Annotated in this window: 24 protein-coding genes; 21 read left to right on the top strand and 3 right to left on the bottom strand. The window is 68.8% G+C overall.

From position 1 onward, the window contains the following. Positions 1–17: 17 nt before the first annotated feature. Positions 18–1,271, bottom strand: coding sequence for a cytochrome ubiquinol oxidase subunit I (locus MBA17_RS37085; RefSeq protein ID WP_274386547.1), 1,254 nt, complete (start codon positions 1,269–1,271; stop codon positions 18–20). A 211-nt stretch (positions 1,272–1,482) separates the two neighbouring features. On the opposite strand from MBA17_RS37085, the gene MBA17_RS37080 reads away from it, so the two are divergent. Together MBA17_RS37080 and MBA17_RS37075 are read left to right on the top strand one after the other, a co-directional pair. Continuing rightward, on the top strand, positions 1,483–2,613 hold the full coding sequence (locus MBA17_RS37080; protein WP_238502229.1) for a sensor histidine kinase: 1,131 nt from the start codon (positions 1,483–1,485) through the stop codon (positions 2,611–2,613). Then, positions 2,610–3,281: a response regulator gene (locus MBA17_RS37075; RefSeq protein WP_238502228.1), complete on the top strand. Its 672-nt coding sequence runs from the start codon at positions 2,610–2,612 to the stop codon at positions 3,279–3,281. The genes MBA17_RS37080 and MBA17_RS37075 overlap by 4 nt, the downstream gene beginning before the upstream one ends. Before the next feature lie 3 nt (positions 3,282–3,284). Here MBA17_RS37075 and MBA17_RS37070 read toward each other — a convergent pair whose 3' ends face one another. Beyond that, positions 3,285–4,520: a cytochrome P450 gene (locus MBA17_RS37070; RefSeq protein ID WP_238502227.1), complete on the bottom strand. Its 1,236-nt coding sequence runs from the start codon at positions 4,518–4,520 to the stop codon at positions 3,285–3,287. 159 nt (positions 4,521–4,679) lie between these two features. Here MBA17_RS37070 and MBA17_RS37065 point away from each other — a divergent pair, with 159 nt between their 5' ends. Genes MBA17_RS37065 through MBA17_RS36995 form a run of 15 tightly spaced genes read left to right on the top strand, consistent with a single transcriptional unit; the run spans position 4,680 to position 17,906 of the window. Next, positions 4,680–6,146 (top strand): peptide MFS transporter, encoded by a 1,467-nt coding sequence (locus tag MBA17_RS37065; protein WP_238502226.1) that lies wholly within the window; start codon positions 4,680–4,682, stop codon positions 6,144–6,146. Between the two features lie 29 nt (positions 6,147–6,175). Next, on the top strand, positions 6,176–7,195 hold the full coding sequence (locus tag MBA17_RS37060; RefSeq protein ID WP_238502225.1) for a methyltransferase: 1,020 nt from the start codon (positions 6,176–6,178) through the stop codon (positions 7,193–7,195). Between the two features lie 29 nt (positions 7,196–7,224). Next, entirely contained in the window at positions 7,225–8,859 is a 1,635-nt protein-coding gene (locus MBA17_RS37055; protein WP_238502224.1) for an FAD-dependent monooxygenase, read from the top strand. Next, positions 8,856–9,017, top strand: a complete 162-nt coding sequence (locus tag MBA17_RS37050) for a hypothetical protein (RefSeq protein ID WP_238502223.1) — start codon at positions 8,856–8,858, stop codon at positions 9,015–9,017. The genes MBA17_RS37055 and MBA17_RS37050 overlap by 4 nt, the downstream gene beginning before the upstream one ends. Beyond that, positions 9,008–9,469: a cobalamin B12-binding domain-containing protein gene (locus MBA17_RS37045; RefSeq protein ID WP_238502222.1), complete on the top strand. Its 462-nt coding sequence runs from the start codon at positions 9,008–9,010 to the stop codon at positions 9,467–9,469. The genes MBA17_RS37050 and MBA17_RS37045 overlap by 10 nt, the downstream gene beginning before the upstream one ends. Then, positions 9,466–10,716 carry a methylaspartate mutase gene (locus tag MBA17_RS37040; protein WP_238502221.1) on the top strand — a complete coding sequence of 417 codons (1,251 nt, stop codon included), beginning with the start codon at positions 9,466–9,468 and terminating at the stop codon, positions 10,714–10,716. Before MBA17_RS37045 ends, MBA17_RS37040 begins: the two co-directional genes overlap by 4 nt. Positions 10,717–10,742: 26 nt before the next feature. Then, a complete protein-coding gene (locus MBA17_RS37035; RefSeq protein WP_238502220.1) occupies positions 10,743–11,753 on the top strand; it encodes an asparagine synthetase A in 1,011 nt (336 codons plus the stop codon). Further along, positions 11,750–13,048, top strand: a complete 1,299-nt coding sequence (locus tag MBA17_RS50695; protein ID WP_238502219.1) for a glutamate synthase-related protein — start codon at positions 11,750–11,752, stop codon at positions 13,046–13,048. Before MBA17_RS37035 ends, MBA17_RS50695 begins: the two co-directional genes overlap by 4 nt. 21 nt (positions 13,049–13,069) lie before the next feature. Next, the gene (asnB, locus tag MBA17_RS37025; protein WP_238502218.1) at positions 13,070–14,902 is read left to right on the top strand and encodes an asparagine synthase (glutamine-hydrolyzing); all 1,833 of its coding nucleotides are present in this window, start codon (positions 13,070–13,072) and stop codon (positions 14,900–14,902) included. Between the two features lie 27 nt (positions 14,903–14,929). Then, a complete protein-coding gene (locus MBA17_RS37020; protein WP_238502217.1) occupies positions 14,930–15,247 on the top strand; it encodes a TcmI family type II polyketide cyclase in 318 nt (105 codons plus the stop codon). 42 nt (positions 15,248–15,289) lie between these two features. Beyond that, the gene (locus MBA17_RS37015) at positions 15,290–15,745 is read left to right on the top strand and encodes an SRPBCC family protein (protein WP_238502216.1); all 456 of its coding nucleotides are present in this window, start codon (positions 15,290–15,292) and stop codon (positions 15,743–15,745) included. Position 15,746: 1 nt separating this feature from the next. Further along, positions 15,747–16,208: an anthrone oxygenase family protein gene (locus MBA17_RS37010; RefSeq protein ID WP_238502214.1), complete on the top strand. Its 462-nt coding sequence runs from the start codon at positions 15,747–15,749 to the stop codon at positions 16,206–16,208. Continuing rightward, a complete protein-coding gene (locus tag MBA17_RS37005) occupies positions 16,205–16,525 on the top strand; it encodes an antibiotic biosynthesis monooxygenase family protein (RefSeq protein ID WP_238502213.1) in 321 nt (106 codons plus the stop codon). The genes MBA17_RS37010 and MBA17_RS37005 overlap by 4 nt, the downstream gene beginning before the upstream one ends. After that, positions 16,522–16,830: an antibiotic biosynthesis monooxygenase family protein gene (locus tag MBA17_RS37000; RefSeq protein WP_238502212.1), complete on the top strand. Its 309-nt coding sequence runs from the start codon at positions 16,522–16,524 to the stop codon at positions 16,828–16,830. Before MBA17_RS37005 ends, MBA17_RS37000 begins: the two co-directional genes overlap by 4 nt. Positions 16,831–16,889: 59 nt before the next feature. After that, the gene (locus tag MBA17_RS36995; RefSeq protein WP_238502211.1) at positions 16,890–17,906 is read left to right on the top strand and encodes a methyltransferase; all 1,017 of its coding nucleotides are present in this window, start codon (positions 16,890–16,892) and stop codon (positions 17,904–17,906) included. Between the two features lie 440 nt (positions 17,907–18,346). On the opposite strand, the gene MBA17_RS36990 is transcribed toward MBA17_RS36995, so the two are convergent. After that, positions 18,347–19,390, bottom strand: coding sequence for a LacI family DNA-binding transcriptional regulator (locus MBA17_RS36990; protein ID WP_238502210.1), 1,044 nt, complete (start codon positions 19,388–19,390; stop codon positions 18,347–18,349). A 730-nt stretch (positions 19,391–20,120) separates the two neighbouring features. Here MBA17_RS36990 and MBA17_RS36985 point away from each other — a divergent pair. The 4 genes from MBA17_RS36985 to MBA17_RS36970 all read left to right on the top strand — a co-directional run. Beyond that, positions 20,121–22,847 (top strand): beta-L-arabinofuranosidase domain-containing protein, encoded by a 2,727-nt coding sequence (locus MBA17_RS36985; RefSeq protein ID WP_238502209.1) that lies wholly within the window; start codon positions 20,121–20,123, stop codon positions 22,845–22,847. Continuing rightward, positions 22,844–24,865 carry a family 43 glycosylhydrolase gene (locus tag MBA17_RS36980; RefSeq protein ID WP_238502208.1) on the top strand — a complete coding sequence of 674 codons (2,022 nt, stop codon included), beginning with the start codon at positions 22,844–22,846 and terminating at the stop codon, positions 24,863–24,865. Before MBA17_RS36985 ends, MBA17_RS36980 begins: the two co-directional genes overlap by 4 nt. 88 nt (positions 24,866–24,953) lie before the next feature. Further along, positions 24,954–26,390 carry a glycoside hydrolase family 10 protein gene (locus MBA17_RS36975; RefSeq protein ID WP_238502207.1) on the top strand — a complete coding sequence of 479 codons (1,437 nt, stop codon included), beginning with the start codon at positions 24,954–24,956 and terminating at the stop codon, positions 26,388–26,390. Positions 26,391–26,403: 13 nt separating this feature from the next. Further along, a partial coding sequence (locus tag MBA17_RS36970; protein ID WP_238502206.1) for an RICIN domain-containing protein occupies positions 26,404–26,772 on the top strand: 369 nt, incomplete at its 3' end.

Raw genomic sequence — 26,772 nt, 5'->3', positions numbered from 1 at the left:
CTGGATCGTGGAACGTCTCAGACGGTCGTGGCGGCGGGTGCCACCGCGTCGAGCGATGTGCCGAAGGCGTCGTCCTGTGGACCGCGTCCCGCGAAGCGCGCGATCAGGGTGTAGTTCACCGCGGCGAGCACGAGCAGCACCGTGGTGAAGGCCACGAACGACCCGAGGACGGCTGCCGGCGGGAGGTCGGACATCGCCTGTTCGGTGGTGAGCAGCTGGTAGACGGTCCACGGCTGACGGCCGACCTCACGCACCAGCCATCCCGCCACGACCAGCGCGAAGGGCAGCGGGATCAGCGCGACCAGCAGATAAAGAGGCACGCGGAGCCGGATCACCCAGCTGCGGATCAGCAGCACGGCCAGGAGCATGGACAGGAGCATGAGCCCGAATCCGCCGTTCAGCATCACCTCGAACAGCGTGCCGACCCAGTCCGGCGGGATGTAGTCGCCGGGACCGAACCTGGCGACCATCTGCGCCTGCAGGTCGGCGGCCCCCGCCGTGTCCGCATCGATGACGGCGCGCTTCAACGGCTGTGTGTCGCCGATGACCACCACCTGCAGCATGCCGAAGTGGATCGTGCCGAACACCGCGAAGGGCAGCACCGCGAGTGCCATCCGCAGCGACTTGCCGAACACCTGGACGTGTTCGGTGCGCCGGATGAAGTGCCAGGCGCTCACGCCCGCGACGAACATCGAGCCGACGATCAGCGAGACGAAGACCACGTGCGAGAAGGCGTCCCACAGGTTCGGGTTGTTCAGCAGCGCGCCGAAGTCGACGAGTCGTCCCCGCCCGCCGCTGACCTCGTGACCGACGGGATGCTGGAGAAAGGCGTTGGCGGTCAGGATCCAGAACGCCGAGATGTAGGCGGTGATCCCGATCAGCCACAGCAGCGCGAGATGCGTCTTCCTGCCCAGCACGCCCCAGCCGAAGATCCAGGCTCCGAGCAGGGTCGCCTCGACGAAGAAGGCGACCAACGTCTCCAGCGCCAGCGCGCCGCCGAACACGTCGCCGAACATCGCTGTCAGTCCGCTCCAGTTCAAACCGAACTGAAATTCCATGACTATGCCGCTGATGATGCCGACTCCGTAGTTGATGACGTACAGTCGTCCCCAGAATTTGACCATGCGCTCGAAAACGGCGTTTCCCGTGATGACGTAAGCCGTTTGCATGGCTATCAGGAAGGCGACAAGGCCGAGCGACAGGGAGACGAAAAGGAAATGCACGGAGCTTGTCGTGGCAAATTGCAGGCGGCCGAAAAGAAGCGCGTCCATCGCATCCTTGCTGAATTATGGGCAGATGGAGATACCAATTCATTCTGGCCTACGCCCGTTCAGGTGTCGTCCCGCCGGAGGCCTCTATTCACTACGCCGTTCGGCCAGCCGGGACCGCGCATCTACTACCGGTGGAGTATGCGGACGTGGTAGTCAGGACATGACAGGGACCGTACAGAGCCAAGACGGCGGGCCAGTGGGCGGAACATCGATGCGCGTCAGGCATGGCCTCACCGTCGACACCACTCTGGCGTTGACGATCGCCATCACCACCGTTGTCGTGAGTGCCCTCGTCGGCGACCACGCCGAGCATCTCCCGCATGGGGTCGGTTACGCGTTGCTCCTGCTGAGCGCCACGCTCCTGGCGTTCCGGCGCCGGGCGCCAATCTGCGTGATGGCCGGCGCCATCGTGGCCTCGCTTCTCTACTACACGCTCGGCTTCTCCAGCGGGGCCTTCACGGTCGCACCCGCGGTGGCGATCTACTTCGTCATCGGCAGCGGGCGGCGGATGACCGGGTTCCTCGGCGCGGGCGCCTACCTCGCGCTGGTGTTCCTGGTCGGCCTGCTGAGGGATTCGCCGCCGAGCAGGGAGGGCGGCGTCTGGCTGGTCATCTGGCTTGCCGTGGCGGTCGCGGGCGGCGAGATGGCACGCGCCCGCAACGCGTTCACGGCGCTGTCCGAGGAGCATGCCGCCCAGGCCGAGCGCACCCGGGAGGAGGAGTCCCAGCGGCGGACCGCCGAGGAACGCCTACGGATCGCGCGTGATCTTCATGACATCCTGTCCCACAACGTCGCGGTGATCAATATCCAAGCCGGTGTCGCCGCGCATCTCCTCGACAGCGATCCGCGCCAGGCCGCCGAAGCCGTGATGCTGATCAAACAGGCCAGCCGGGACGTGATGACCGAACTGCGGACCACCCTCGACGTGCTACGGCGCGGCGACGAGGACGGCCCGCCGTCGCTGGAACGGGTGGACCATCTCGTGCGCAACGCCACGGCCAGCGGGGTGCGGGTGACGCTGCGCATGCAGGGGCAACAGGTCGCGCTGCCCGCCGCCACGGATCTCGCCGCCTACCGCATCGTTCAGGAGGCGCTGACCAATGTCATCCGGCACTCTGGAGCGAGTAGAGCCGAGGTGATCGTACGCTTCTGTCCAGGTGCGGTGATGGTGCGCATAGAGGACGACGGCGATGGAGCTCGGACACCGCAGACGTACGGAACGGGGATGACGGGAATGCTGGAACGGGTGGCGGCGGTCAACGGTGACCTTTCCGTTACGCCGGTGAGCCACGGCGGCTTGGTCGTCGAGGCACGACTCCCCGTGGAGAGCGCCAAAAAATGATCCGCGTTCTGATCGTGGATGACCAGCCCCTGGTCCGCACCGGACTCCGCGCGTTGCTCGAACCCGAACCCGGCATGAGCGTCGTCGGCGAGGCCAGCCGAGGCGACGCGGCCGTCGTGATGGCTGCCCGGGTGGAACCACACGTGATCCTCATGGACATTCGCATGCCGGGCATGGACGGCATCGAGGCGACCCGGCGTATCGTCGGGAACCCCGAACTTCGCGGCGCCAGGGTCATCCTGCTGACCACGTTCGAGAACGACGAGTACATCTTCAACGGGCTGCGCGCCGGAGCCGTCGGATTCCTGGTCAAGGACATCGAGCCGACCAGCCTGCTGCAGGCGGTCCGGGTGGTGGCCGCCGGCGAGGCCCTGCTCTCGCCCGGCGTGACCAGGCGGCTGATCGAGAAGTTCGTGGACCGGGAGGAGGAGCCGCCCGCCGTACTCCCCGACCTGGACCACCTGACCGATCGGGAGCGCGAGGTGCTGCTCCTGGTGGCCAAGGGATTGTCCAACGACGACATCGCCCGCCGGCTCCACTGCAGTCCCGCCACCGCGAAGACCCATGTCAGCCGGGCGATGGTCAAGCTGGGCGCGAACAACCGGGTACAACTCGTCGTCTACGCCTACGAGACGGGCCTGGTGCGCTCCCGCTGGCAGGGCCGCTGACGGCTACCAGGCCACCGGCAACTCGGGAAGCCCTCGCACCAGGTGGCCGTGGTTCACCCGAAGGTCCTGGTCCCTCGCCTCCAGACGCAGCGTGGGGAATCGACCGAACAATCCGTCCAACGCCTCCTCCAGTTCGATCTTGGCTAGCTGCGCCCCGAGACAGAAATGCGCCCCCAGGCCGAAGGCGATGTGCGGGTTGGGGCGGCGGGTGATGTCGAAGGTCTCCGGGTCGGCGAAGACGGACGCGTCGCGGTTGGCCGAGGAGAGGGCGGGCAGCACGGCCTCCCCTGCGTGGATCGTGACGCCACCCACCTCGATGTCCTCGGTGGCGATGCGCAGCAGGCCGCCCCCTGTGGTCAGCGAGTTGTACCTGAGCAGTTCGTCGACCGCGGACGGCAGCAGCTCCGGCCGCCCGCGAAGCAGGGCGAGCTGGTCCGGATGGCGCAGCAGGCAGAGACAGGACAGCGCGATCTGGGCCGCCGTGGTGAGGAAACCGCCGGTGATGATGGTGGCCCCGAGCATGACGAGTTCCTCCTCGCTGAGCGAGTCGCCTTCGTCACGGATCGCGACCAGGCGGCTGAGCAGGTCGTCTGCGGGCCGGGCCCGTTTCTCCGCCACCTGGCCGGCGAGATAGTCCTTGAACTCCTTCCTGGCCCGGCCGACCTCGTGCGGGGCGAAGGTGGTCAGGCTGAGCAGGATGTCCACCCACGAACCGATCCGCGTTCTGTCCCGCACCGGTAGCCCGAGCAACTCGGAGACGACGGTGAGGGGCAGCACTCTGGCGAACCCGAGCACCAGGTCGTACGGCGGGCCGGTGGCGGCCATGTCGTCGAGCAGCAGCTCGACCTGCGCGCGTATGGCCGGGCGCAACGTCTCGGTGCGGCGCGCGGTGAACCCCCGAGCCACCAGTGAGCGCAGGCGGCTGTGCTCGGGCGGGTCCATCTGGAGCATCGAGGTCGGGTCCGGCGGGATGGGCTGGAGCCGGGGCGCACCGGCGACCGCCGTGGCCGCCCGGCTGAACCGGGTGTCAGTGAGCAGGGTCCGGTTGTCCCCGTAGAGCGTAACCAGCCATGCCTGGTCGCCGGTGGGCAGCGTCACGCGGGAGACGGGGCACTCCTCCCGCAACCGGGCGAACTCCGGGGCGGCCTCTCCGGGCCGCTCCGCGCGGAACGGAAAGCGTGGCGGACCGTTGCCGGCCTGCCGGTCTGCCGAGGCCAGCGGACGCTCATCTAAGGACATCAAGATCCTCCGAACGGGAGACGACTGCGACCGGCAGTGTGCCGCGACCCGTTCGCATCGCGTTGGAGCGATGTTCGAGGCAGGCGTCTTCCAACGCCACGAGACGGTCTCTCGAAGCGCCGCCGCCACCATGCGAGACACCGGAGAAACGAGAGGGAGATGCGAATGCCATCGCTGGTCTCCATGTATCGCCAGCCTCGCTGGTTTCGCACCCTGTTCCTGACCGACATCTGGGAGCGGTTCAGCTTCTTCGGGATGATGGCCATCCTCTTCCTGTTCGCGACCGAGTCCGTCGAGCGCGGCGGCCTGTCCATGCCCACCGGTACGGCCGGCGCCATGGTGGGCGTCTACATCTCGCTGACCTTCGTCGCCGCCATCCCCGGCGGCTGGCTGGGCGACCGGGTGCTCGGCCAGCAGCGCGCCATTCTCTGGGGCGCGGTCACCATCGCCGCCGGGCACTGCTGCATGGCCGTACCCGGCACCGGCGAGGTCACCTTCTACCTCGGCATCCTGCTGATCGCGATGGGCACCGGGCTGCTGAAACCCAATCTGTCCGCCCTACTCGCGTCCTTCTATCCACGTGAGGCGACCGCCGACAGGGAGGCCGGGTTCTCCCTGTTCTTCATGAGCATCCAGATCAGCGCGATGATCGCCCCGTTCGTGACGGGGACCCTCGGCGAGGGGATCAACTGGCATCTGGGCTTCGGCGCGGCGGCGGTCGGAATGGCCGTGGGCGTGCTCGGCTACTTGCGTGGCATGTCCGCCTTCGGGGAGACCGGCAAGACCGCGCCCCTCCCGCTGCCGCGCGGCGCGCTGAGCCTGTTCGCGGTGCGTGCGTCGCTGGTGACCGGTGCCGCCGCCCTGCTGGTCGGCGTGGACGCGTATGCCGGCGGCGCGGTGGTCGAACACGTGGTCATCGTCCTCGGAATCATCACCCTGGCGCTGCCCTTCTACTGCTTTCGCCGGGTCATCGCCACGGCCGGTGACCGCATCCTGGCGTACCGCTGGGTGTTCGCGGCCACCGCGATGCTCTTCCTGCTGCTCGGGCAGGCCCACTCGGTGCTCAACCACTTCGCGCTCACCCACACCGACCGCCTGATCGGCGGCTTCACGGTGCCGGCGAGCTGGTTCCAGGCGCTGCACGCGCTGTTCATCCTGGTGGCCGCGCCGATGTTCGCGAGGCTGTGGTCCGGGCACGGAGCCGGCTGGAGCGCACCCGCCAAGATCGCCGGCGGGCTGGCCGTGGCGTCGGCGAGCTTCGTCGTCATGACGGTGGCCGCCCTGGCCGCCACCGCCGGGCCGGTCTCCCCCCTGTGGCTGGCCGCCGTCTACTTCCTGCAGGCCAATGCCGAACTCGCGGTGGGCACCGTCGCCCTGGGCGTCACGGCGCAGATCGCCCCACACGGTCAAGCCGGCCGGATGATGGGGCTGTGGTGGCTGGCCGGGGCCATGGGCGCCGCGATCGGCGGCCAGCTCGCCCGCTTCGGCATCGCCCCCGGCGACACCAGGCCCGGCTACTTCCTCGCCCTGGTCCTCGTCTCTCTCGCACTCGCCATCACGATCCACACCCGCCGCGAGGGCATCGCGGCACGGCTCCGCACCGAACCCGTGCGCGACGCCGCCTGACCCCCGTCCCGTTTCTCGAAGGAGAATCCATGGAAACAGCGTCCTCCACCGATGCGGTAAGCGCTGAGGCCCTGTGGCGTCTCGGCACCGCCTACTTCGGGCGCAAAGTCGTCATCACGGCCGCCGAGCTGGGCGTCTTCACCGTTCTGGCCGACAGTCCCGCCGACGAGGAGAGCATACGGAAGGCGCTCGGCCTGCACGGGCGAGGGCTGCGGGACTTCCTCGACGCGCTGGTCTCACTGGGCATGCTCGACCGCGACGGCACCCTCTACCGCAACACCGCGGTCTCCGACCACTACCTCAACCAGAGTCGTTCCTCCTACGCCGGCGCCTTTCTCGCCTCGGCGGACAAGCGCTGGGATCAGCTCGCCGAGGCTCTGCGCACGGGTGAGCCCCAGAACCGGTGGGGATCCGGGCCGAAGATGTTCACCGAGCAGTACCGCACCACCGACGCCTGGCGAAACTTCAACGCCGGGATGGACTACCTCAACGGGATGATCGGCCCACGGCTCGCGGAGGCCTACGACTGGTCGTCGACGGTGAGCGTGGCGGATGTGGGCGGCGGCCGGGGGAACCTGGTCGTCCCCATCCTGCGCCGCAACCCGGCGCTGCGGGCGGTGGTCTTCGACCTGCCCGCGGTGCGGCCGGTCTTCGAGGAGCACGCCGGCATGCTGGGTCTCGCCGACCGGATGACCTTCGTGGGCGGTGACTTCTTCAACGACCGCCTCCCCGCGGCCGACGTTCTCGTCTTCAGCCACGTGCTGCACGACTGGGGGCAGGAGGAGCGCCGCACCCTGCTCCGCAACGCCTTCGAGTCGCTGCCTCCCGGCGGCAGGGTGCTGATCTGCGACCCGATGATCGACGATGATCGCAGCGGAACCCCCAACGCCTTGCTGACCAGCCTCAACATGCTGATGGTCACCCCGCACGGGTCCGAGTACACCAGGTCGGAGTGCCGCTCGCTGCTCAAGGAGGCGGGCTTCGACGGGCTGCGCCAGGTGCCGCTGGGGTCCAACAACACCCTGGTCATCGGGCTCAAGCCGAGGTGATCGGGCGAGAGGCGGGAGAGGTGCGGAACATGGTCTCCGGTCTGGAGTCACGGACGGTCCTGGTGGCCGGCGGCGGGCTGGTCGGCCTGTCCACCGCCGCGTTCCTGGCCTGGCACGGCGTCGACTGCCTGGTGGTGGAGCGCAGGAAGTCGGCGGCGCTGCACCCTCGGGCCAGGGGATTCAATCCCCGGGCCGTCGAGCTGCTGAGGTCCATCGGCATGGAGCAGGAGGTGCGTGCCGCCGCGGCGGGGTTCGCCGACCACACCATGCGGGCCAGGCTGGAAAGCCTGGCCGGCGCGGAGTTCGCCCGCTCGGACCTGCCGACGGCGGCGCTCGGCGAGCTGAGCCCCTCCTCCTGGGCGCTGTGCAGCCAGGACCGGCTGGAGCCACTGATCCGGGCCCGCGCCGAGAAGCTCGGGGCGGAGGTTCGCTTCGGTCAGGAGCTGCGTTCCCTGACCCAGGACGCGGACGGGGTGACGGGAGTGGTGCGGGGCGCCGACGGGGAGCGGCGGATCCGGGCCCACTATCTGGTGGCGGCCGACGGCGCGAACAGTATGGTGAGGCGGGCCCTCGGGATCGGCGTCGACGGGACGCGCGGCTTGAACCACCAGCTCAGCATCCTCTTCGAGGCCGACCTGGCCGAGGCGTTGCGGGGCAGGCGGTTCGCCATCTGCCAGATCGACAACCCGGCGGTCCGGGGACTGCTCGTCCACGACGACACCCTCCGGCGCGGCACCCTCTACGTCGAGTGCGGCTCCTCGGCGGAGGACATCGCGAAATACACCGCGCACCATTGCGCGAAGCTGGTCGAAGCCGCCATCGGGTCGCCCGGCCTGCCGATCCGGGTGCTGGGGGCCGAGGCGTGGGAGCTGTCCGCGCTCACCGCCGAGGCGTACGCCGCCGGCCGGGTCTTCCTCGCCGGGGACGCCGCCCACGTGATGCCACCGGTGAGCGGCTTCGGCGCGAGCACCGGGCTCCAGGACGCCCACAACCTGGCCTGGAAGCTGGCGTACACGATACGTGGTATCGCCGGGCCCGGCCTGCTGGACAGCTACCAGGCCGAGCGCGCCCCGGTAGGCGCCCTGACCGTACGGCAGTGCCGCCTGCGCGTGACGACCCGCACCGGCTTCGGCCCCCCGGGGAAGGTTCCCGGCTTGATCGGCGACCTGGCGCTGACCTTCGGCAGCCGATACCGCTCCGACGTCCTGACCGGTGCCGGCTTCCCCGGAGAGGAGGCGCTCGCCCCGCCGGACCTCGCCGGGCAGCCCGGCACGCGAGCCCCACACCTGCCGGTCACTCTCGGCGACCGGGAGATGTCCGTGCTGGACCTGTTCGGCGCGGGCTTCACCCTGCTCACCGACGCCTCGGGCGAGGCATGGCTGCGCGCCGCGCGGCAGGTGGGCACGCAGCTCTCGTTGGAGCTGGATGCGTACGCGGTGGGCGGACCCGAAGTGGCCGACCCCACCGGAAGCTGGGCCTCGCGCTACCGGACGCGGCCCGGCGAAGCCGTCCTGGTACGGCCGGACGGCGTGGTCTCGTGGCGCTCGGCAGGAGACCCGCCCGACCAGGGCGGCGGCCACGTCGAGCGCCTCGCGGCGGCCGTGTGCACGGCGTTGGGCATGGCGGCGCGCCCGGTCGCCGCCGCCCGAGAGGCGTTTCTGTGACGGAGACCACGCGGAGGCTGGTGCGCCGCGTCATCAGCACGCTCGCCGCGCTGGGAGAGATGTACGTGTCGCCGTACGCGGCGCCGGGCGAAACCGAGCGGATTCCCGATGCCGGCGGTCCGCCGGGCCACGAGAAGGAGCACCGACAGTGGGTCTGAACCCGCGGGCCGGACGCGCGCTGCGAACGCTGGTGACCAGCGTCGCCTCCGACGCCCACACCTGGAACCTCCTCCACCTGCAGCTGGTCATCGAGGAGATGGGCCACCAGGTGGTCAACCTGGGGGCCTGCGTCCCCGACGCGACGCTGGTGGCGGAGTGTCTGGCGCGGCCGCCCGATCTCGTCGTCGTCAGCACCGTGAACGGGCACGGCGCCCACGACGGGCTCCACCTCATCCGAGCGCTTCGGGACCACCCTCGGCTGCCCCGTTTCCCGGTGGTCATCGGGGGACGGCTGGGCACCGACGGCATCGCCGACCCCGCCCGCACGCGGCGTCTGCTCGACGCGGGTTTCGACGGCGTCTTCGACGCGGGCGCCGACCTGTCGGAGTTCCGCTTCTTCGTCGACGCACTCGCCTCCCGGCTCGCGACAACGGGGAGCTGGCGCGGGTGAGCGGACCGGCTCCAGGTTTCGGCGCCACCGTCGTGCGGGCACACCGGGCGGGCGGGCTCGTGGTCCAGCCGCGGATGGGGTTCGGCGACCCGGTGGTGATGCGCACCGGGCTGGCGGCCACCCGGGCGGCGAGGGCGATCACGGCCGGCACCATCACCGTCGACAGCTACACCAGGACCGGCGACCTCGCCGCCGCCCGCCGTGCCCTGCACTCCGGCCAGTCGCTCAACGGCTACCCGATCGCGACCCATGATCCCGCCACCACCCGCCTGGTCCTGACGGGCCTCCTCGGCGAGGACTTCCCCGTCCAGGTACGGCACGGCTCGGCGTGCCCGCGCGACATCGTGGAAGGCATGATCGCCGCCGGGCTCACCGCGACCGAGGGCGGCCCGGTCTCCTACTGCCTGCCGTACGGGCGGACCGATCTGGCGTGCGCGGTGCGCAACTGGGCGGCGTGCGCCGAACGGCTGGCGGAGCTCCGGGGCGCCGGGGCGGAACCGCACCTGGAAACCTTCGGCGGCTGCATGATGGGGCAGCTCTGCCCGCCCGGCCTGCTGATCGCCCTCTCCGTGCTGGAAGGCATGTTCTTCGTCCGGCACGGGCTGCGCAGCGTGTCCCTCAGCTATGCCCAGCAGACCAACGCGGAGCAGGACCGCGAGGCGCTGTCCGTGCTGCGGCGGCTCGCGGAAGAACGGCTCGGGGGCGTCGACTGGCATGTCGTCGTCTACTCCTACATGGGTCTTTTCCCCCGCACCAGGTCCGGCGCGGAGGCGCTGCTGGCGGAGGCGGCACGGCTCGCCGTCGCGGGGGGCGCGGCGCGGCTGGTGGTGAAGACCACGGCCGAGGCGTACCGCATCCCGACGATCGCGGAGAACGTCCGCGCGCTCGAAACCGCGGCGCGAGCGGCGGCCACCGCCGATCCAGGCCCTCCGCCCGCCGAGACGGGGCTCTACGAGGAGGCACGGCTCCTCGTAGAGGGGGTCTGCGAGCTCGACGACGATCTCGGACGTGCCCTGGTGAAGGCATTCCGTCTCGGCCGCCTGGATGTGCCGTACTGCCTCCACCCCGACAACGCCCGACGGTCGGCGAGCTTCCTGGACGGCGCGGGCCGGCTGCGGTGGGCGGCGACCGGCCGGATGCCGATCAGACCGGAGGGCGGCGGCACGAGCCGGCCCCTGACGGCCGCCGGGCTGCTCGACGGCCTTTCCTACCTGCGGCGGAAGTACGACGAGGCCGCGCCTGCCTGAGTTTCGACGAAAGGGAGAACCATTCGATGAGCGATACGCAAGCGCCCGCCCGGAGCACGGGCGCACTCGTGCCGCCGCTCGGCGAGCATCTGACCACCGCGGCGACCCGGGCGGCACTACGGCTGCAGAACCGCCTCCTGCACTCGGCCCGCGACCACCTCGGCGCCCAGGGGTTCGTGGAACTGCTGCCGCCGATCATCGGGCCGGTCACCGATCCGGGCGTGCGCGGCGCCAAGCAAATCGACATCGACTACTACGGCCACCGCTACAAGCTCATGACCAGCGCGATCCTCTACAAGCAGGCATCGCTGCTGGCCTTCGACAAGATATTTTACGTCTCGCCGAACGTGCGCATGGAGCCGCTGGAGACCGCCGGGACCGGACGCCACCTGGTGGAGTTCCACCAGCTCGACGTCGAGATCGCCGGGGCGTCCCGCGACGAGGCCATGCGGGTGGCGGAGAACCTCCTCGCGCACGTCGCCGGGCAGGCCGCGGATCAGGCCGGCGCCGAATTGGCCACCCTCGGCCGCGATCCCGGCGCCCTGCGCAAGGAGACCGGCCTGCCGTTCGACCGGCTGAGCCACCGGGAGGCGGTCGAGGCCCTGCACCGGCTCGGCCATCCACAGAGCGCCGACGCGGAGATCGGGTGGCAGGCGGAGGAGCTCCTCTCCGCCCAGTTCGACCGCCCGTTCTTCGTCACCGACTATCAGAAGGGCTCACGGGGGTTCTACGACCGGGAGAGCCGGGAGGAACCCGGCGTGCTGCGCAACTTCGACCTGATCGCGCCGGGCGGCTACGGCGAGATCTCCAGCGGCAGCGAGCGCGAGCACGACTACGCCCGGCTGGTGACCCGGATGCGGGAAACCGGTGAGAACCCGGAGAAGTACGGCTGGTACCTCGCGCTCGCGCGTAAGGGCCTGCCCGCCAGCGCCGGTTTCGGGCTCGGCGTGGAACGCCTCGTGAGGTACGTCGCCGGGCTCTCCTCGGTCTGGCAGGCCGCCGCCTATCCGAAGCTGGCCGGGGTGGTTTCACCGTGACCTCCCTCAGCGCGCCGGGCTTCCCCGAGGAACAGGTACGGCGGCGCGCCACCGAGGGGAGACGGGCCGCGTTCCCGGCGCTGGAAACCTACGGGCACACGCTGTTCGGGATGAGAACGGCCGCGGATCCGCTGGACGACGTGCGGCTGGTCCCGCCGGTCTTCACCCCGGAACGCCTGGCGAAACTGATCGAGCTGGGCAGGGAACCCCAGCCGGAGGACGTGGAGCTGACGACCGTGGTCGGTGGCCTGCGTTCACCGCTGCCCGCCTTCCTGCCCGCGTTCGGCTCGACGAGGGCCGCCGGGACGGACGTGGGGCACGCCGCCGGCCGCCAGGCGGGACGGCTGGGCATCCCGATGGTGATCGGTGAGAACGTCTTCCCCGTCAACGGCCTCGGCAGGATCGGCGGCACGCACGGGTCGCTGCTGGAGCGGGTGCGCCACTACACCGAGCATCTGCCCGACGACACCGGCGGCATCGTGGTGCAACAGGGCACGGAGGACGCCGACGCCGAGGTGTGGAACGCGGTCTACACCGATCCCACCATGCAGCCGCTGCTCGCCTCGGGCCGTCTGGCGTTCGAGTTGAAGGTGGGTCAGGGGGCCAAGCCGGGCGTGGGCGGCATGACCCTGCTCGACGAGGACACCGCCAGGCGGGTCGGCGAGCAGTACCGCGTGGACCGCCTCGACGGTGACCGGGTGCTCCGATGCGGCAGCGCGGGCACGTTCACCGAAGAGATCCTGCGCCGGCAGATCCTTCTCATCCGCAACAACTATCCGCGCTGTCACGTGTGGGTGAAGCTGCCGCCCGGCCGCGACGTGGCGCTCGCGGCCGGGACCGCCTGGCAGGCCGGTGCGGAGGCGGTGACGGTCGACGGAGGCGAGGGAGGCACCGGATGGGCGCCCACCGCGCTGCTCGACGAAGTCGGCCTGCCGCTCGGCGAGTGCCTGACGCGGGTCGGGCGTCCGCAGGGCTGCCTGCTGGTCACCGGCAGGATGTGGGAGGGGGCCAGGGCGGTGAAGAGCCTCGCGCTCGGCGCCCGCGCGGTGGGCCTCGGCCGGGCGGCACTGCTGGCCGCTGACGAGGATCCCCGCGACGGCCTGGTCCGTCTCGTCGGCTGCCTGGCGTTCGAGCTGCGGCTGCTCATCAGCGCGCTCGGGAAGTACTCGGCCGCCGCGGTCTCGGCGGAGGACGTCTGGGTGCCGCGCGGGACCGCCGCGGCTCTGGACACATCCTCCAACGGTCATGGAGCAGCGGTTGACAGCATCCTCTCGTCAACGACGTCACGGCGTTGACCGGCAAGGAAGGGACTGAAGATGGGCGGCATCGCGGGATGGATCGACTTCAGGCGTGATCTGACCGAGGAGCGTGGCACGGTACTGACCCAGTTGGGCACCCTCGCCGCCCGCGGCCCCGACGGCGAGAGCCTGTGGGCGAGCCCGCACGCGGTGCTCGGGCACCGATCTCACCGTCACGTGGACGAGCACGGCATGGCGAAGGGAGACGCCGACGCCGTCACGGTCGTCGTGGACGGGCGGGTGCTCAACGCGGCGGAGCTCCGGGCCGAGCTGGGCGTGCCCGGCCTGGCGGCCGGCGCGGACGCGGAGCTGATCAAGCAGGCTTACCTGCGGTGGGGCGAGGGGTTCGCGGAGCGGCTCGACGGGATGTGCGCGGTGGCCGTCTGGGACGGCCGCGCCGACCGTCTCACGCTGGTCCGCGACCGGCTCGGGGTCAAACCGCTCTACTACTATCCGACGGCCGACGGCGTGCTGTTCGGCTCCGAGCCCAAGGCGATCCTCGCCCATCCGCTGGCTGTCGCGGAGATCGACCTGACCGGGCTGCGGGAACTGCTCGCCTACACCACCACGCCGGGGGCGGGCGTGGTGGCCGGTCTGCGGCCGGTGCTGCCCGCCGGGCAGTTGCGCCTGGACCGGGACGGCCTGCGGCAGCGACGCTACTGGCAGGTGGCGGCGGCACCGCACACCGACGATCTGGCCACCACGATCCGCACGGCGCGAGAACTGCTGGAGAGTTCCGTGGAGCGGCAGATCGACGGGACGGCGTCCTTCGGGATGCTCCTGTCGGGAGGTCTGGACTCCTCGGCGCTGGCCGCGCTCGCCGCGGGGATACTCGACCGCCGCGGGCAGGGCCCACTGCACACCTACTCCCTGGGCTACCCCGACATCGGGCCACCGTTGCCCGGGCCGTTGCGGGGCTCCGACGACGAGCCGTACGCGGCGGCGGTCGCCGAGTACCTCCGCTCCGAGCACACGCACTTCCACCTCGAGACCGGCACCCTGATGGACCCGGTCCTCCGGGGTACGGCGGTGGCGGCGCAGCAGGACATGCCGGTGGCGGCCACCCAGTTCCCCACCTCGCTGCGAATGCTGTGCCGTAAGGTCGCCCGGCACACCCGGGTCGTGGTCGGCGGCAACCGGGCCAACATCGTCTTCGGCTCCGTCATGGGCATGACCGACCAGACCGTGCTGGCCGCGGAGACCTACCCGTGGATCGCCTCCGTGCAGTCCCGGCTGCCCCCGGCGGGCCTCGGCACCGGCCTGCTCGCCCCCGATCTGCTGGGCAAGCTGGACCTGCCCGCCTACTGCGCCGACATGTATCAGGCCGACCTGGCGAGGGTGCCGAGGCTCGCGGGCGAGGACGGCCACGAGCGCCGCATGCGGGAGATCTACCACCTCAACCTCCAGGGACTGCAGGAGTTCAGCTGTGTCCTCGACGACGGGGGGAGTTCGGCGGAGGGCGTGGAGTTGCGTCTTCCCTTCTGCGACCACCGGCTGATCGACTACATGTTCAACGTCCCGTGGTCGATGAAGGACTTCGACGGCGAGTCCAAGAGCATCCTGCGGTCCGCGGTGAGCGGGCTGCTTCCGGAGTCGGTGCTGCACCGGCCCCCCAGTCAGTTCCCCGTGGGGCGCGACCCGGCGTCCGGCACGATCCTGCGGGCGGAACTCGCCCGCGTGCTCGCCGACCCGGTCGCGCCGGTGCGGGCGCTGCTGGACGAGGAGGCGGCACGGCGCCTGATCGACGGCCCGGTCGTGCCGGCCCGCTCGTGGATCGACCTCACCGACATGGAGCTGGTTCTGCAGGTCAACCAGTGGCTATCCCGGTTCGCCGTCCGCATCCGGCTGTAGAACCTGGCGCAACGAGAAGGGACACCCATGCATCGCACGTTGATCGTCGCCCGGATGAAGGAGCACGACGCCCAGGCCGTCGCCGACATCTTCGCGGAGTCGGACGCCGGCGAACTGCCCGCCATGCTCGGGGGCACCGGCCGTACCCTCTTCCACTTCCAGGGTCTGTACTTCCACCTCGTCGAGGCGGAGCGGGACATCGGCGGCAACATCTCCGCGGCCCGGAACCACCCGCTCTACCGCGAGGTCAACGACAAGCTCGGCGAGTTCATCTCGCCCTACGACCCGAACTGGCGGGAGCCCAAGGACGCGATGGCCACGCCCTTCTACCAGTGGCGGGCGTAACGGGCACCGCCCCCTCCACCGACCAGCTCAGGGAGTCACGATATGGCCGGACACACCGACAACAGCATTCTCATCCAGGCCCCGATCGAGGACGTCTGGCGGATGACCAACGACGTGGAGTCATGGCCGGAGCTCTTCAGTGAGTACGCCAAGGCCGAGGTGCTCCGGCGCGACGGCGCGACGATCCGGTTCCGGCTGACCATGCACCCGGACGAGCAGGGGAACGAGTGGAGCTGGGTGTCCGAACGGAGCCCGGAGGTCTCGACGTACACCGTGCGCGCCCATCGGGTCGAGCGAGGCTGGTTCAAGTACATGAACCTGTTCTGGGAGTTCGAGGAGACGCCACAGGGTGTGCGCATGCGCTGGGTGCAGGACTTCGAGGTCATGATCGGCTCCCCCGTGGACGACCAGGGCATGCAACGGCGGCTCAACGCCAACAGCGTCGTCCAGATGGAGCGGATCAAGGGCATCGTCGAGCAGGCCGCCGGAAGTGGCTGAAATGGCAGTGTTTCTCCCAGCCGCGTTGCTGCTCAACGGCGTGGTGGCCGGGATGCTGCTGTGGTCGGTGATCGGCGGCGTGCCCTGGATGCGCAGGCTGAGCGCGCCGGAGTACGTCCGGCTCCACCAGTTCTGGTCGCCGCGCTTCGACCCGCTGGGCCCCATCTGCGTCATCGGCGCGGTACTCGCGGACATCGCGCTCCTGCTGTCGGGAACGACCGCGTCGGCGCGGGTTCCCCTGCTGGTGGGTCTCGCCGCGCTGGTGGCGACGATGGCGGTCTCGCTCACCCGCAGCGCACCGCTGAAGCGGTCGATCCTCGGCCTGGACCCCGCCCGCCTTCCCGCCGACTGGGAGCGGCTCGACCCGCGGAACGTATGGGAGCGCTGGAACCTGGCCCGCTCCGTGCTGGCGAACACCGCGTTCGTGGCCAACACCGTGGCCGTGGGGGTGCTGTTGTGGTGACGCGGAGCGAGCCGGTGTTCAGGGTCGTGCTGCGGATGACCGTACGGCACGGCGCGGGGCCGGAGTTCGAGCGCGCGTGGCTGGCGGTGGCGCGCGGGATCGCCGCTCATCCGGCGAACCGCGGCCAGTGGCTGATGCTGTCCGCCGACGCCTACTACGTCTTCACCGACTGGGTGGACCGCGACAGCTTCCATGCGTTCGAGACCAGCCAGGAGCACGTCCGCAACCGGGCGTTACTCGAACCCTACCGAACAGGAGCATCGATGATCACCATGCACACCGTGCACGACGTGCCGCGGACGGGGGCCGCCGAATGAGCGGCGAGGAGGTCCGCGTCATCCTTTGGTACCGCGTTCCCGACGAGGATGTGCGGCAGCTCACGACGACCTACAGCGAGATCGGCGAGCAGCTGGCCGGCACGCCCGGCATGGTGAGCAGTGAGCTGCTGGGCTCGCAGGACGAGCCCGGAGTGATCATGGTGACCAGCCGGTGGCGCAGCCAGGACGACCTGCAGGCGTGGGTGCGCAGCAGCAGCCACCGCAAGACCAGCCCACTGCGCCCCTATCTGGACAAGGACAGAAGCCACCCCTACGAGACCTTCGCCGTGTTGTCCACCACCTGAACCCAGACCTACAGAAACCCCACCCTGACCGCCGTCAACCCTCTTCCGAAGGGCTCTCCATGTCCGCTATCCAGAGTGTGCCGTCACTCGTCCGGACCGCGACCCGCTTCTTCGAAGCGCAGGCGCTGTTCGCCGGGATCGAGCTGGGGCTCTTCGGCAGGGTCGCCGAGACCCCTGCCGAAGCCTCCGAACTGCGCGACGAACTCGGCCTGCACCCCTCGATCACCTTCGACTATCTGGACGCGCTGGTGTCGATGGGCCTGCTGTCCCGTGACGGCTCGCGCTACGTCGCCACCCCGATCGCCTCCTCCCACCTCGACCCGGCGAAACCGGACTACATCGGCGGGTTCCTGTCGCTGAACCAGCGACGTCTCTACCCCGCCTGGGGAAACCTGGCCGAGTTCCTCAAATCAGGGGAGAGCGTGGTGCAGAAGCTCTCCGGTGGGTCCTCGCCGATGCCCTCGCTGTACTCCGACTCGGCGCGGACCCGCTCGTTCGCCGAGGGAATGGACGGCTACGCGGTGCTGCTGGGTGGCCCGCTCGCGGAGAAGTTCGACTGGGCCGGCGTCGATTCCTTCACCGATCTGGGCGGCTGCCGCGGCATGCTCACCACGAGGATCGCCGCCGCCCATCCGCACCTGCGCGGCGTGACCTTCGACCTGCCCCCGCTCAAGCCGCTCTTCGAGGAGCTGGTCGGCGACGGCGACCTTCGCGATCGGGTCAGTTTCCAGGCCGGTGACTTCTTCGCCGACCCGCTGCCCGATACTCAGGTCTACATCGCCGGCCACGTCCTGCATGACTGGGTGGTGGAGCGGCGCCGCGATCTGATCCGCAGCGCCTTCGACCACCTTCCGCCCGGTGGCAGCTTCATCATCTACGACAGCATGATCGACGATGACCGCAGCAGCGCTACCTTCAACCTGCTGATGAGCCTCAACATGGCCCTGGTCAGCGGCTCCTCTGAATACACCGTCGCCGAGGGAACCCGGTGGCTGGCGGAGGCCGGGTTCACCGTACGGGAACCGGTCGCACTGAACGGGCTCACCACCATGCTGGTCGGCGACAAGCCGAGCTGATCCGCCGCCCGTCCAGTGGCGGTCGTTCAACCGTGGGTGCGTGTCATGAGGTGTCCACCCAAACCGTTGATCTTCTTCGTGGATGGGCCCTGCCGTATCCACGGTGGACGTTCCGCCTGTAACCCGGCTCGTCGACCCGGAGAGTCGATGTCGAGACCTCTTCTTAACGCATGGTCAAGGGCTCGCGTCCTGTAAACGGCGCCCCTGATGATGGTGAAGATCGGCCCGGGCGCGCCCGTCGAGTCAGGCCTTGCGATGGCTTGCCGGGCTCAAAAACACGGGCAACCCTCCTTGGGAACCGGGCATCGCAGACGAGAGGGAACCCATCTCTGCGTGCTGCTTGTTCGCGTTAACATCTCCTGCTGGAAGTTAAAGCCCCTACTGCGGCTCGTCAACCGTTCACAGGGAAGAAACTTAATCAAGATCAAGACCGATTTCGGTCACTCTCGAAGAGCAGCCGTACTCTGGCGGACTACGAGCTCGGTCCCCAACTCCACCCTCTTCTGCAGGAGCGGCTCCCCCTCAGCCAAGCTGATCAGCATGGTCGCGGCCATGGCGCCCATCTCGCGCAGGGGTTGGTGGATGGTGGTGAGCGGCGGTTGCGCCCAGCGCCAGACCGGCATGTCATCGAAGCCGATCACGCTTAGGTCGTCGGGTATGTGTAGCCGCAGTTCATGAGCCGCATGGTAAACACCGATGGCCTGCCCGTCGTTGGCGGCGAAAATCGCGGTGGGCGGCTCGGATAGTTTCATCAGTTGATGAGTATGGGCCACCCCGTCCTCGATCTGAAAGTTTCCCTGGCGGATGAGAGCGGGGTCGACCGGCACACCTGCGGCGTCAAGGGCAGCGCGGTAACCGTCCAGCCTGGCCCGGCTGGAGAGCGCGAATGCAGGTCCGGTGATCATCGCTATACGCCGGTGCCCCAGTTCGAGCAGGTGACGGGTAGCCTCCAGGCCACCGCTCCAGTTCGTGGCGGCCACAGATGGTATGCCGAGCCCCGGATTACCCGCAGGATCCAGCGCCACCAGGGGAATCTCCTGGGTTGCCAGTCGCACGCGCTGATCCTCCGCCGGCTCCGAGAACACGGTGATCACCCCGGCAGGACGGCGGGTGAGCAGGTCCCCGATCCATTTGGGCCCGGGAGTGTGCCGGCCACCGAGCTCGGAGATCACCACGCTCACGCCATGGGTCCATGCGACCCGCTGGACTCCCTTGACGATCTCTATCGGGTAGTCTCCCGCAAGCTCATGGAATACGACTTCGATGAGGCTTGCCGGTTTGATGCGGCGGCGCTGCCGACGATAACCGTGTTCCTCGATGAGCCTCTCGACGAGTGCGCGGGTCGTTGGGCCGACCTCCGAACGACCGTTGATGACCTTGGAGACCGTGGCGGTGGACACTCCTGCCAGTTCGGCTAGCTGAGTCAGGGTCAGTGGTACCGAAGGAGCCGATTCGCCCATGGGGGGTTCTCCGGTCGAGGTCATATCGGGAGTGTATCCAGGTGCATTTCGGTCTTCGACTGGAGCGGTTTCTTCGGTTCCGCCATGCCGTAGCCCCAGCCTGTCCAGCCCGGATGGCGAATGTCAGCCCGACACGTCCTGGAGTATCGGACAGAAACGTTCGCCGCCCTAGCAACCACAACACCGGCATGGCCATGGTATGGCGGCAGCAAGTTAACTCGATGTGACTCAACATCCCCTGCCGCCAACTGGTAATTTCCGTGAAACTTTCAACTGCGCGGGCAGCGCTACGCGATCTCCATCCAGACAAATGTCCAGGCTGGGCAACATTCCGCCCGCGACACCCAGGGCGGCAAGGGGTGCTCCTCGTTGACGCCGGATCGGACCGTCGGATGTACTCCGCGACAACGTACTCACCCGAGTAGGCCATGCGGTTCCGCCGTGATCGAATGTTAGCGTTAACAACTTTCGTGGCCGCCATCCTCGATCTAGTCAAGGAGCCTTGGATGTCCCCCCTCATCCCCGGCGACTGCACACGACAGACGGTACGCCCGCTCGCTGGTCCGAGGCCGCAACGGTTCCATCCCGGCCAACGGCTCGATGGACGTCAACCTCCAGGCCATCCATGCCGAGGACACCGCCCGCACCATCTGGGGAAGCACCTGCTGCCGACACTGACCTCCAGACAGCGGAAAGGCCGGCCGGTCCACCGCAAGCGCCCAGCAGACGGACATCCATCTCCGAGGAGTTCCCCATGTCCTTGAGCCGTCGCCAGCTCTTTCAGGCCGCGGGCGCGACCGTCGCGCTCTCGGCAGCCGGCCAGGTGGTCGGCGCGTCCCAGGCTCTGGCCGCACTCCCCTGGGTCAGACCCGACATCGGCGTCTCGGCCTATGAGTTCGACCTCGGCCAGGTGCGGCTGACCTCCGGCCGCTGGCTGGACAACCAGAACCGCACCCTGAACTACCTGCGCGTCGTCGATGTCGACCGGCTGCTGTACGTCTTTCGGGCCAACCACCGCCTGTCCACCAACGGCGCGTCGGCCAACGGAGGCTGGGACGCGCCCAGCTTCCCGTTCCGGTCCCACATGCAGGGCCATTTCCTGACGGCGTGGGCACAGGCCTATGCCGTCCTCGGCGACACCACCTGCCGGGACAAGGCCAACCACATGGTCGCCGAACTGGCCAAGTGCCAGGCCAACAACGGCGCCGCCGGGTTCACCAGCGGTTACCTGTCCGGCTTCCCCGAGTCCGACATCACCGCCGTGGAGAACCGCACCCTGACCAACGGCAACGTGCCCTACTACTGCATCCACAAGACCCTGGCCGGGCTGCTGGACGTGTGGCGGCTGATCGGCACCACTCAAGCCCGGACCGTGCTGCTGGCCCTGGCCGGATGGGTGGACACCCGCACTTCGCGACTCAGCTCAAGCCAGATGCAGGCCATGCTCGGCACCGAGTTCGGCGGCATGAACGCCGTGCTGACGGACCTGTACCAGATGACCGGCGACTCCCGCTGGCTGACCACTGCCCAGCGGTTCGACCACGCGGCCGTGTTCAACCCGCTGGCCGCAGGCCAGGACCAGCTCAACGGGTTGCACGCCAACACGCAGGTGCCCAAATGGATCGGGGCGGCCCGCGAGTACAAGGCGACGGGCACGACCCGCTACCGCGACATCGCCGCCAACGCCTGGTCCATCACCATCGGCGCGCACACGTATGCGAACGGCTCCAACAGCCAGGCCGAGCACTTCCGCGCCCCCAACGCGATCGCCGCCCACCTGACCAGAGACACCGGCGAAGCGTGCAACACCTACAACATGCTCAAGCTGACCCGGGAACTGTGGCTGCTGTCGCCGACCCGGGCCGACTATTTCGACTACTACGAGAACGCCCTGCTCAACCATCTGATCGGGCAGCAGAACCCGGCTGACGCACGCGGGCACGTCACCTACTTCACCCCGCTCAACCCCGGCGGACGCCGGGGCGTCGGCCCGGCCTGGGGCGGCGGTACCTGGAGCACGGACTACAACTCCTTCTGGTGCTGCCAGGGCACCGGCATCGAGGCCAACACCAAGCTGATGGACTCGATCTACTTCCACAACGGCACCACGCTGTTCGTGAACCTGTTCGCGTCCTCCACGCTCAACTGGAGCCAACGCGGCATCACGGTCACCCAGACGACCTCCTACCCGGTCAGCGAGACCACGTCGCTGCAGGTCACCGGCAACGTGAGCGGATCGTGGACGATGCGCATCCGCATCCCGGCCTGGACCCAGGGCGCGACGATCAGCCTCAACGGGGTCCAGCAGACCATCGCCACCACCCCGGGCACCTACGCCGACCTCACCCGATCGTGGACGTCGGGCGACACCGTGACCGTGCGGCTGCCCATGCGGGTGGTCATGAAGGCCGCCAACGACAACCCCAACGTGCAAGCCGTCACCTACGGCCCGGTCGTGTTGTCGGGCGACTACGGCAACACCAACCTGTCGTCGGCCCCGGCCCTGACCCCCTCATCGATCACCCGGAGCAGCACCTCGTCCCTGGCCTTCACGGCCACGGCCAACGGGGCATCGGTGTATCTGGGGCCGTTCTACGACGCCCACAACCACAACTACGTCGTCTACTGGAACACCGGTGGTCAGGGCGGTACCGGCGCGGCGAGCTTCCGGCTGCTCAACGCGGCCGGCGGGCTGGCCCTCGGCATCCAGAACATGTCCACCGCCGACGGCGGCCTGGCTCTGCAGTGGACAGACAACGGCACCGCCGACCACGACTGGGTCCCGGTCGTCGACGGCAATGCCCTGCGGTTCCGCAACGTGCACAGCGGCAAGGTGCTCGGCGTCGAGAACATGTCGACCACCGACAATGCCCGGGTTCTCCAGTGGGGTGACACCGGCACGGCCGACCACCGCTGGACGATCACCGACGTCGGCGACGGCTCCGTCAAGATCCGCAATGTCCACAGCTCCAAGCTGCTCGGCATCCAGAACGGCTCGACCGCCAACGGCGCCCAGGCGGTCCAGGATTCCGACAACGGCAGCGCGGACAACCAGTGGCGGTTCGTGCCGAACGGCGCGCGGCGTATCCAGAACGTGGGCACCGGGATGGTGCTCGGCGTCACCGACATGTCCACGGCCGACGGCGCGCTCGTCATCCAGTGGGGCGACAACGGCACCGCCGACCACCTGTGGACGGCGATCGTCGACACCGGCGGCTACCTGCGACTGCGCAACTCCAGCAGCCAGAAGGTGCTGGGCGTGGAGAACGCGGGCACCGCCTCCGGGTCGCGCGTCGTGCAGTGGGCCGACAACGGCACCAACGACCACCGCTGGCGGCTCCGCTACGGGTCGGGGGCCGCCTTCCGCATCCAGTGCGCCAACGGCGGCCGGGTCCTCGGCCTCGGCGGCACGTCCCAGGGCGCGCAGGTCGTGCTCGCCGACGACAACGGCACGAACGACAACCTCTGGAGGTTCCTGTGAGGCGCGTGCTCGCGGTTCTCTCATCGCTGCTTCTCGTCGGTGTGCTCCTCACGCCCCAGGCGTCGGCCGCGACGGTCGACACCAACGCGTGGTACGTCCTGGTCAACCGCACCAGCGGCAAAGCCCTGGACGTCTACAACCTCTCGACCGCCGACGGCGGCCGCATCACCCAATGGACCCGCAACAACGGCAACCAGCAGCAGTGGCAGTTCGTCGACTCCGGCGGCGGCTACTACCGCGTCAAGTCCCGCCACTCCGGCAAGGTCCTGGACGTCTACAACTTCTCCACCGCCAACGGCGGCGCGATCGTCCAGTGGGCCGACGGCAACGGCACCAACCAGCAATGGCGGCTCGCCGACTCGGCGGACGGCCACGTACGGCTGATCAACCGCAACAGCAACAAGGCCCTGGAAGTCCAGAACGCCTCCACCGCCGACAACGCCAACATCGTCCAGTACGACGACTGGGGCGGCAACAACCAGCAATGGCAACTCGTCCCGGTCGGCAGCGACCCGAATCCGGGCGGCAACTACACCAACCCGGTCGTCTGGCAGGACTTCGCCGACGGCGACATCATCCGGGTCGGCGACGCCTACTATTACTCGGCCTCGACGATGCACTACTCTCCGGGCGCGCCGATCCTCCGCTCCTACAACCTGGTCGACTGGGAGTACGCCGGACATTCGGTCCCGAGGCTCGACTTCAACTCGGGCGCCTACGACCTCAACGGCGGCCGGGCGTACGTGAAGGGCATCTGGGCCTCGACGCTGAACCACCGGCCCAGCAACAGCACCTACTACTGGATCGGCTGCGTCGAGTTCAACCGTTCCTACGTCTACACCGCCTCCGCCGTCGACGGCACGTGGACCAAGCGCTCGCAGATCAACAACTGCTACTACGACGCCGGCCTGCTGATCGACACCAACGACACCATGTACGTCGCCTACGGCAACGGCACCATCAGCGTGGCGCAGCTCTCGGCCGACGGGCTCAGCCAGGTGCGCGCCCAGCAGGTGTTCCAGACCCCGAGCAGTGTCGGCACCCTGGAGGGCGCCCGCTTCTACAAGCGGAACGGGTACTACTACATCTGGCTGACCCGCCCCGCGAACGGCCAGTACGTGCTCCGCTCCACCTCGCCGTGGGGCCCGTACGAGATGCGCCAGGTCCTGCTCGACATGCCCGGCCCCATCTCCGGCGGCGGCGTCCCCCACCAGGGCGGGCTCGTCCAGACCCAGAACGGCGCCTGGTACTACATGTCGTTCGTCGACGCCTACCCCGGCGGCCGCGTCCCGGCACTCGCGCCGATCACCTGGACCAACGACTGGCCGGCCGTACAGACCGTGAACGGCGGGTGGGGCGTCAACTACCCGAAGCCGGACATCCAGACCAGCCGGACCGTGGCGTCCATGATCGGCCCCGACACCTTCACCTCGGGCAGCCTCGGCCATCGGTGGGAGTGGAACCACAACCCCGACACCAGCCGCTTCTCCACCGGCAACGGCCTGCGCCTGCAGACCGCGACCGTCACGGGCGACCTCTACAACGCCCGGAACACGCTGACCCACCGCATCCAGGGCCCGTCGTCGACGGCGACGATCGAGCTCGACTACTCGCAGATGGCCAACGGCGACCGCACCGGGCTGGCCATGCTGCGCGACCAGTCGGCCTGGATCGGCGTCAAACGCGACAACGGCGTCAACCGGGTCGTGATGACCAACGGGCTGACCATGAACAGTTCGTGGCAGACCACCGGCACCGGTACCGAGGCGGCGAGCGCGAACATCTCGGGCGGCCGGCTCTGGTTGCGGGTCAACGCCGACATCCGGCCCGGTTCCGGTAGGCAGGCCCGCTTCTCCTACAGCACCGACGGCAGCAATTTCGTGAGCCTCGGCCCGGCCTTCACCTTGAACAACGCCTGGCAGTTCTTCATGGGCTACCGCTTCGGGATCTTCAACTACGCCACCCAGTCCCTCGGCGGCGCGGTGACCGTACGCCGCTTCGACCTCACCACCCCCTGACCGGCGCCACCTGCCCGGTCCGGTTGTGGCCGACGACCGGACCGGGCGACCGGCACAACACGTCGACGCAGAAAGGCACCAACCGTTCATGAAACGACTCCTGTCCGTACTCACCACCGGGCTGGTCGCCATCGGCCTCTCGGTGGCGCTCACCGGGCCGGCCGACGCCGCCTCGACACTGGGCGCCTCGGCAGCCGAGCGAGGTGGCCGCTACTTCGGCGCCGCCGTGGCCGCCGGCAAGCTGGGTGACTCGACGTACGTGAACATCCTGAACCGGGAGTTCAACTCGGTCACCGCCGAGAACGAGATGAAGTGGGACGCCACCGAGCCGTCCCGGAACTCCTTCAACTACACCAACGCCAACCGGATCGTGAACCACGCGATCGGGCGCGGCATGAAGATCCGCGGTCACGCCCTGCTGTGGCACTCGCAGATGCCCGGCTGGGCGCAGAGCCTGTCCGGCTCGACCCTGCGCAGCGCCATGATCAACCACGTCACGCAGGTCGCCACCTACTTCCGAGGCAAGATCCACTCCTGGGACGTCGTCAACGAGGCCTTCGCCGACGGCGGCAGCGGCGGGCGGCGCGACTCGATCCTCCAGCGCACCGGCAACGACTGGATCGAGGCCGCCTTCCGGGCCGCCCGCACCGCCGACCCGGGCGCCAAGCTCTGCTACAACGACTACAACACCGACGGAATCAACGCCAAGAGCACCGGCATCTACAACATGGTCCGCGACTTCAAGTCGCGCGGGGTGCCGATCGACTGCGTCGGCTTCCAGTCCCACCTGGGCAACTCCGTCTCCAGCGACTACCAGGCCAATCTGCAACGCTTCGCCGACCTCGGCGTCGACGTCCAGATCACCGAACTCGACATCGCCTCCGGCTCCAACCAGGCCAACAGCTACGCCACAGTGACCCGCGCCTGTCTGGCGGTCTCCCGCTGCACCGGCATCACGGTCTGGGGCATCCGGGACAGCGACTCCTGGCGAGTCGGGGAGAACCCCCTGCTGTTCGACTCCTCGGGCAACAAGAAGGCCGCCTACACCACCACCCTCGACGCCCTCAACGGCGGCTCCTCCAACCCGACGCCGATCGACACCAACGCCTGGTACGTCCTGGTCAACCGCAACAGCGGCAAAGCCCTGGACGTCTACAACCTGTCCACCGCCGACGGCGCCCGCATCACCCAATGGACCCGCAACAACGGCAACCAGCAGCAATGGCAGTTCGTCAGCTCAGAAAGCGGCTGGTACCGGCTGAAGTCGCGACTGTCCGGCAAGGTGCTGGACGTCTACAACTTCTCCACCGCCGACGGGGGCTCCATCGTCCAGTGGGCCGACGGCAACGGCACCAACCAGCAGTGGAAGGTGGCCGACTCCGGCGGCTACCTCCGCCTGATCAACCGCAACAGCAACAAGGCGCTCGAAGTCCAGGGGGCCTCCACCGCAGACGGAGCCAACATCGTCCAGTACTCCGACTGGAACGGCAGCAACCAGCAGTGGCAGCTCGTCCGAGTCGGATGAATCGGAGCACATCGTGAAATTCAGATCCCTGGCCGTCCTCGCGACGGTGGCCACCTTACTGGCGAGCCTGTTCGTCGCCATTCAAATTCAGTCCGCCAACGCGGCCACCGTCGACACCAACGCCTGGTACGTCCTGGTCAACCGCACCAGCGGCAAAGCCCTGGACGTCTACAACCTCTCGACCGCCGACGGCGGCCGCATCACCCAATGGACCCGCAACAACGGCAACCAGCAGCAGTGGCAGTTCGTCGACTCCGGCGGCGGCTACTACCGCGTCAAGTCCCGCCACTCCGGCAAGGTCCTGGACGTCTACAACTTCTCCACCGCCAACGGCGGCGCGATCGTCCAGTGGGCCGACGGCAACGGCACCAACCAGCAATGG

This window comes from Dolomitihabitans soli (assembly GCF_022213955.1).
Taxonomy (GTDB): Bacteria; Actinomycetota; Actinomycetes; order Streptosporangiales; family Streptosporangiaceae; genus Streptosporangium_A; species Streptosporangium_A soli.
Note: the sequence above shows the minus strand (reverse complement) of the source record. Positions and strands in the feature narration are given on the sequence as shown.

Excerpts from the sequence above, each read along its gene's own strand:
- MBA17_RS37060 (WP_238502225.1), top strand. The coding sequence starts at position 6,176 with ATGGAAACAGCGTCCTCCACCGATGCGGTAAGCGCTGAGGCCCTGTGG.
- MBA17_RS37000 (WP_238502212.1), top strand. The coding sequence starts at position 16,522 with ATGAGCGGCGAGGAGGTCCGCGTCATCCTTTGGTACCGCGTTCCCGAC.
- MBA17_RS37075 (WP_238502228.1), top strand. The coding sequence starts at position 2,610 with ATGATCCGCGTTCTGATCGTGGATGACCAGCCCCTGGTCCGCACCGGA.
- MBA17_RS37055 (WP_238502224.1), top strand. The coding sequence starts at position 7,225 with ATGGTCTCCGGTCTGGAGTCACGGACGGTCCTGGTGGCCGGCGGCGGG.
- MBA17_RS37015 (WP_238502216.1), top strand. The coding sequence starts at position 15,290 with ATGGCCGGACACACCGACAACAGCATTCTCATCCAGGCCCCGATCGAG.
- MBA17_RS37020 (WP_238502217.1), top strand. The coding sequence starts at position 14,930 with ATGCATCGCACGTTGATCGTCGCCCGGATGAAGGAGCACGACGCCCAG.
- MBA17_RS37065 (WP_238502226.1), top strand. The coding sequence starts at position 4,680 with ATGCGAATGCCATCGCTGGTCTCCATGTATCGCCAGCCTCGCTGGTTT.
- MBA17_RS37080 (WP_238502229.1), top strand. The coding sequence starts at position 1,483 with ATGCGCGTCAGGCATGGCCTCACCGTCGACACCACTCTGGCGTTGACG.
- MBA17_RS37070 (WP_238502227.1), bottom strand. The coding sequence starts at position 4,520 with ATGTCCTTAGATGAGCGTCCGCTGGCCTCGGCAGACCGGCAGGCCGGC.
- MBA17_RS37010 (WP_238502214.1), top strand. The coding sequence starts at position 15,747 with ATGGCAGTGTTTCTCCCAGCCGCGTTGCTGCTCAACGGCGTGGTGGCC.
- asnB (WP_238502218.1), top strand. The coding sequence starts at position 13,070 with ATGGGCGGCATCGCGGGATGGATCGACTTCAGGCGTGATCTGACCGAG.
- MBA17_RS36985 (WP_238502209.1), top strand. The coding sequence starts at position 20,121 with ATGTCCTTGAGCCGTCGCCAGCTCTTTCAGGCCGCGGGCGCGACCGTC.
- MBA17_RS37035 (WP_238502220.1), top strand. The coding sequence starts at position 10,743 with ATGAGCGATACGCAAGCGCCCGCCCGGAGCACGGGCGCACTCGTGCCG.
- MBA17_RS37085 (WP_274386547.1), bottom strand. The coding sequence starts at position 1,271 with ATGGACGCGCTTCTTTTCGGCCGCCTGCAATTTGCCACGACAAGCTCC.
- MBA17_RS36990 (WP_238502210.1), bottom strand. The coding sequence starts at position 19,390 with ATGACCTCGACCGGAGAACCCCCCATGGGCGAATCGGCTCCTTCGGTA.
- MBA17_RS36995 (WP_238502211.1), top strand. The coding sequence starts at position 16,890 with ATGTCCGCTATCCAGAGTGTGCCGTCACTCGTCCGGACCGCGACCCGC.
- MBA17_RS36975 (WP_238502207.1), top strand. The coding sequence starts at position 24,954 with ATGAAACGACTCCTGTCCGTACTCACCACCGGGCTGGTCGCCATCGGC.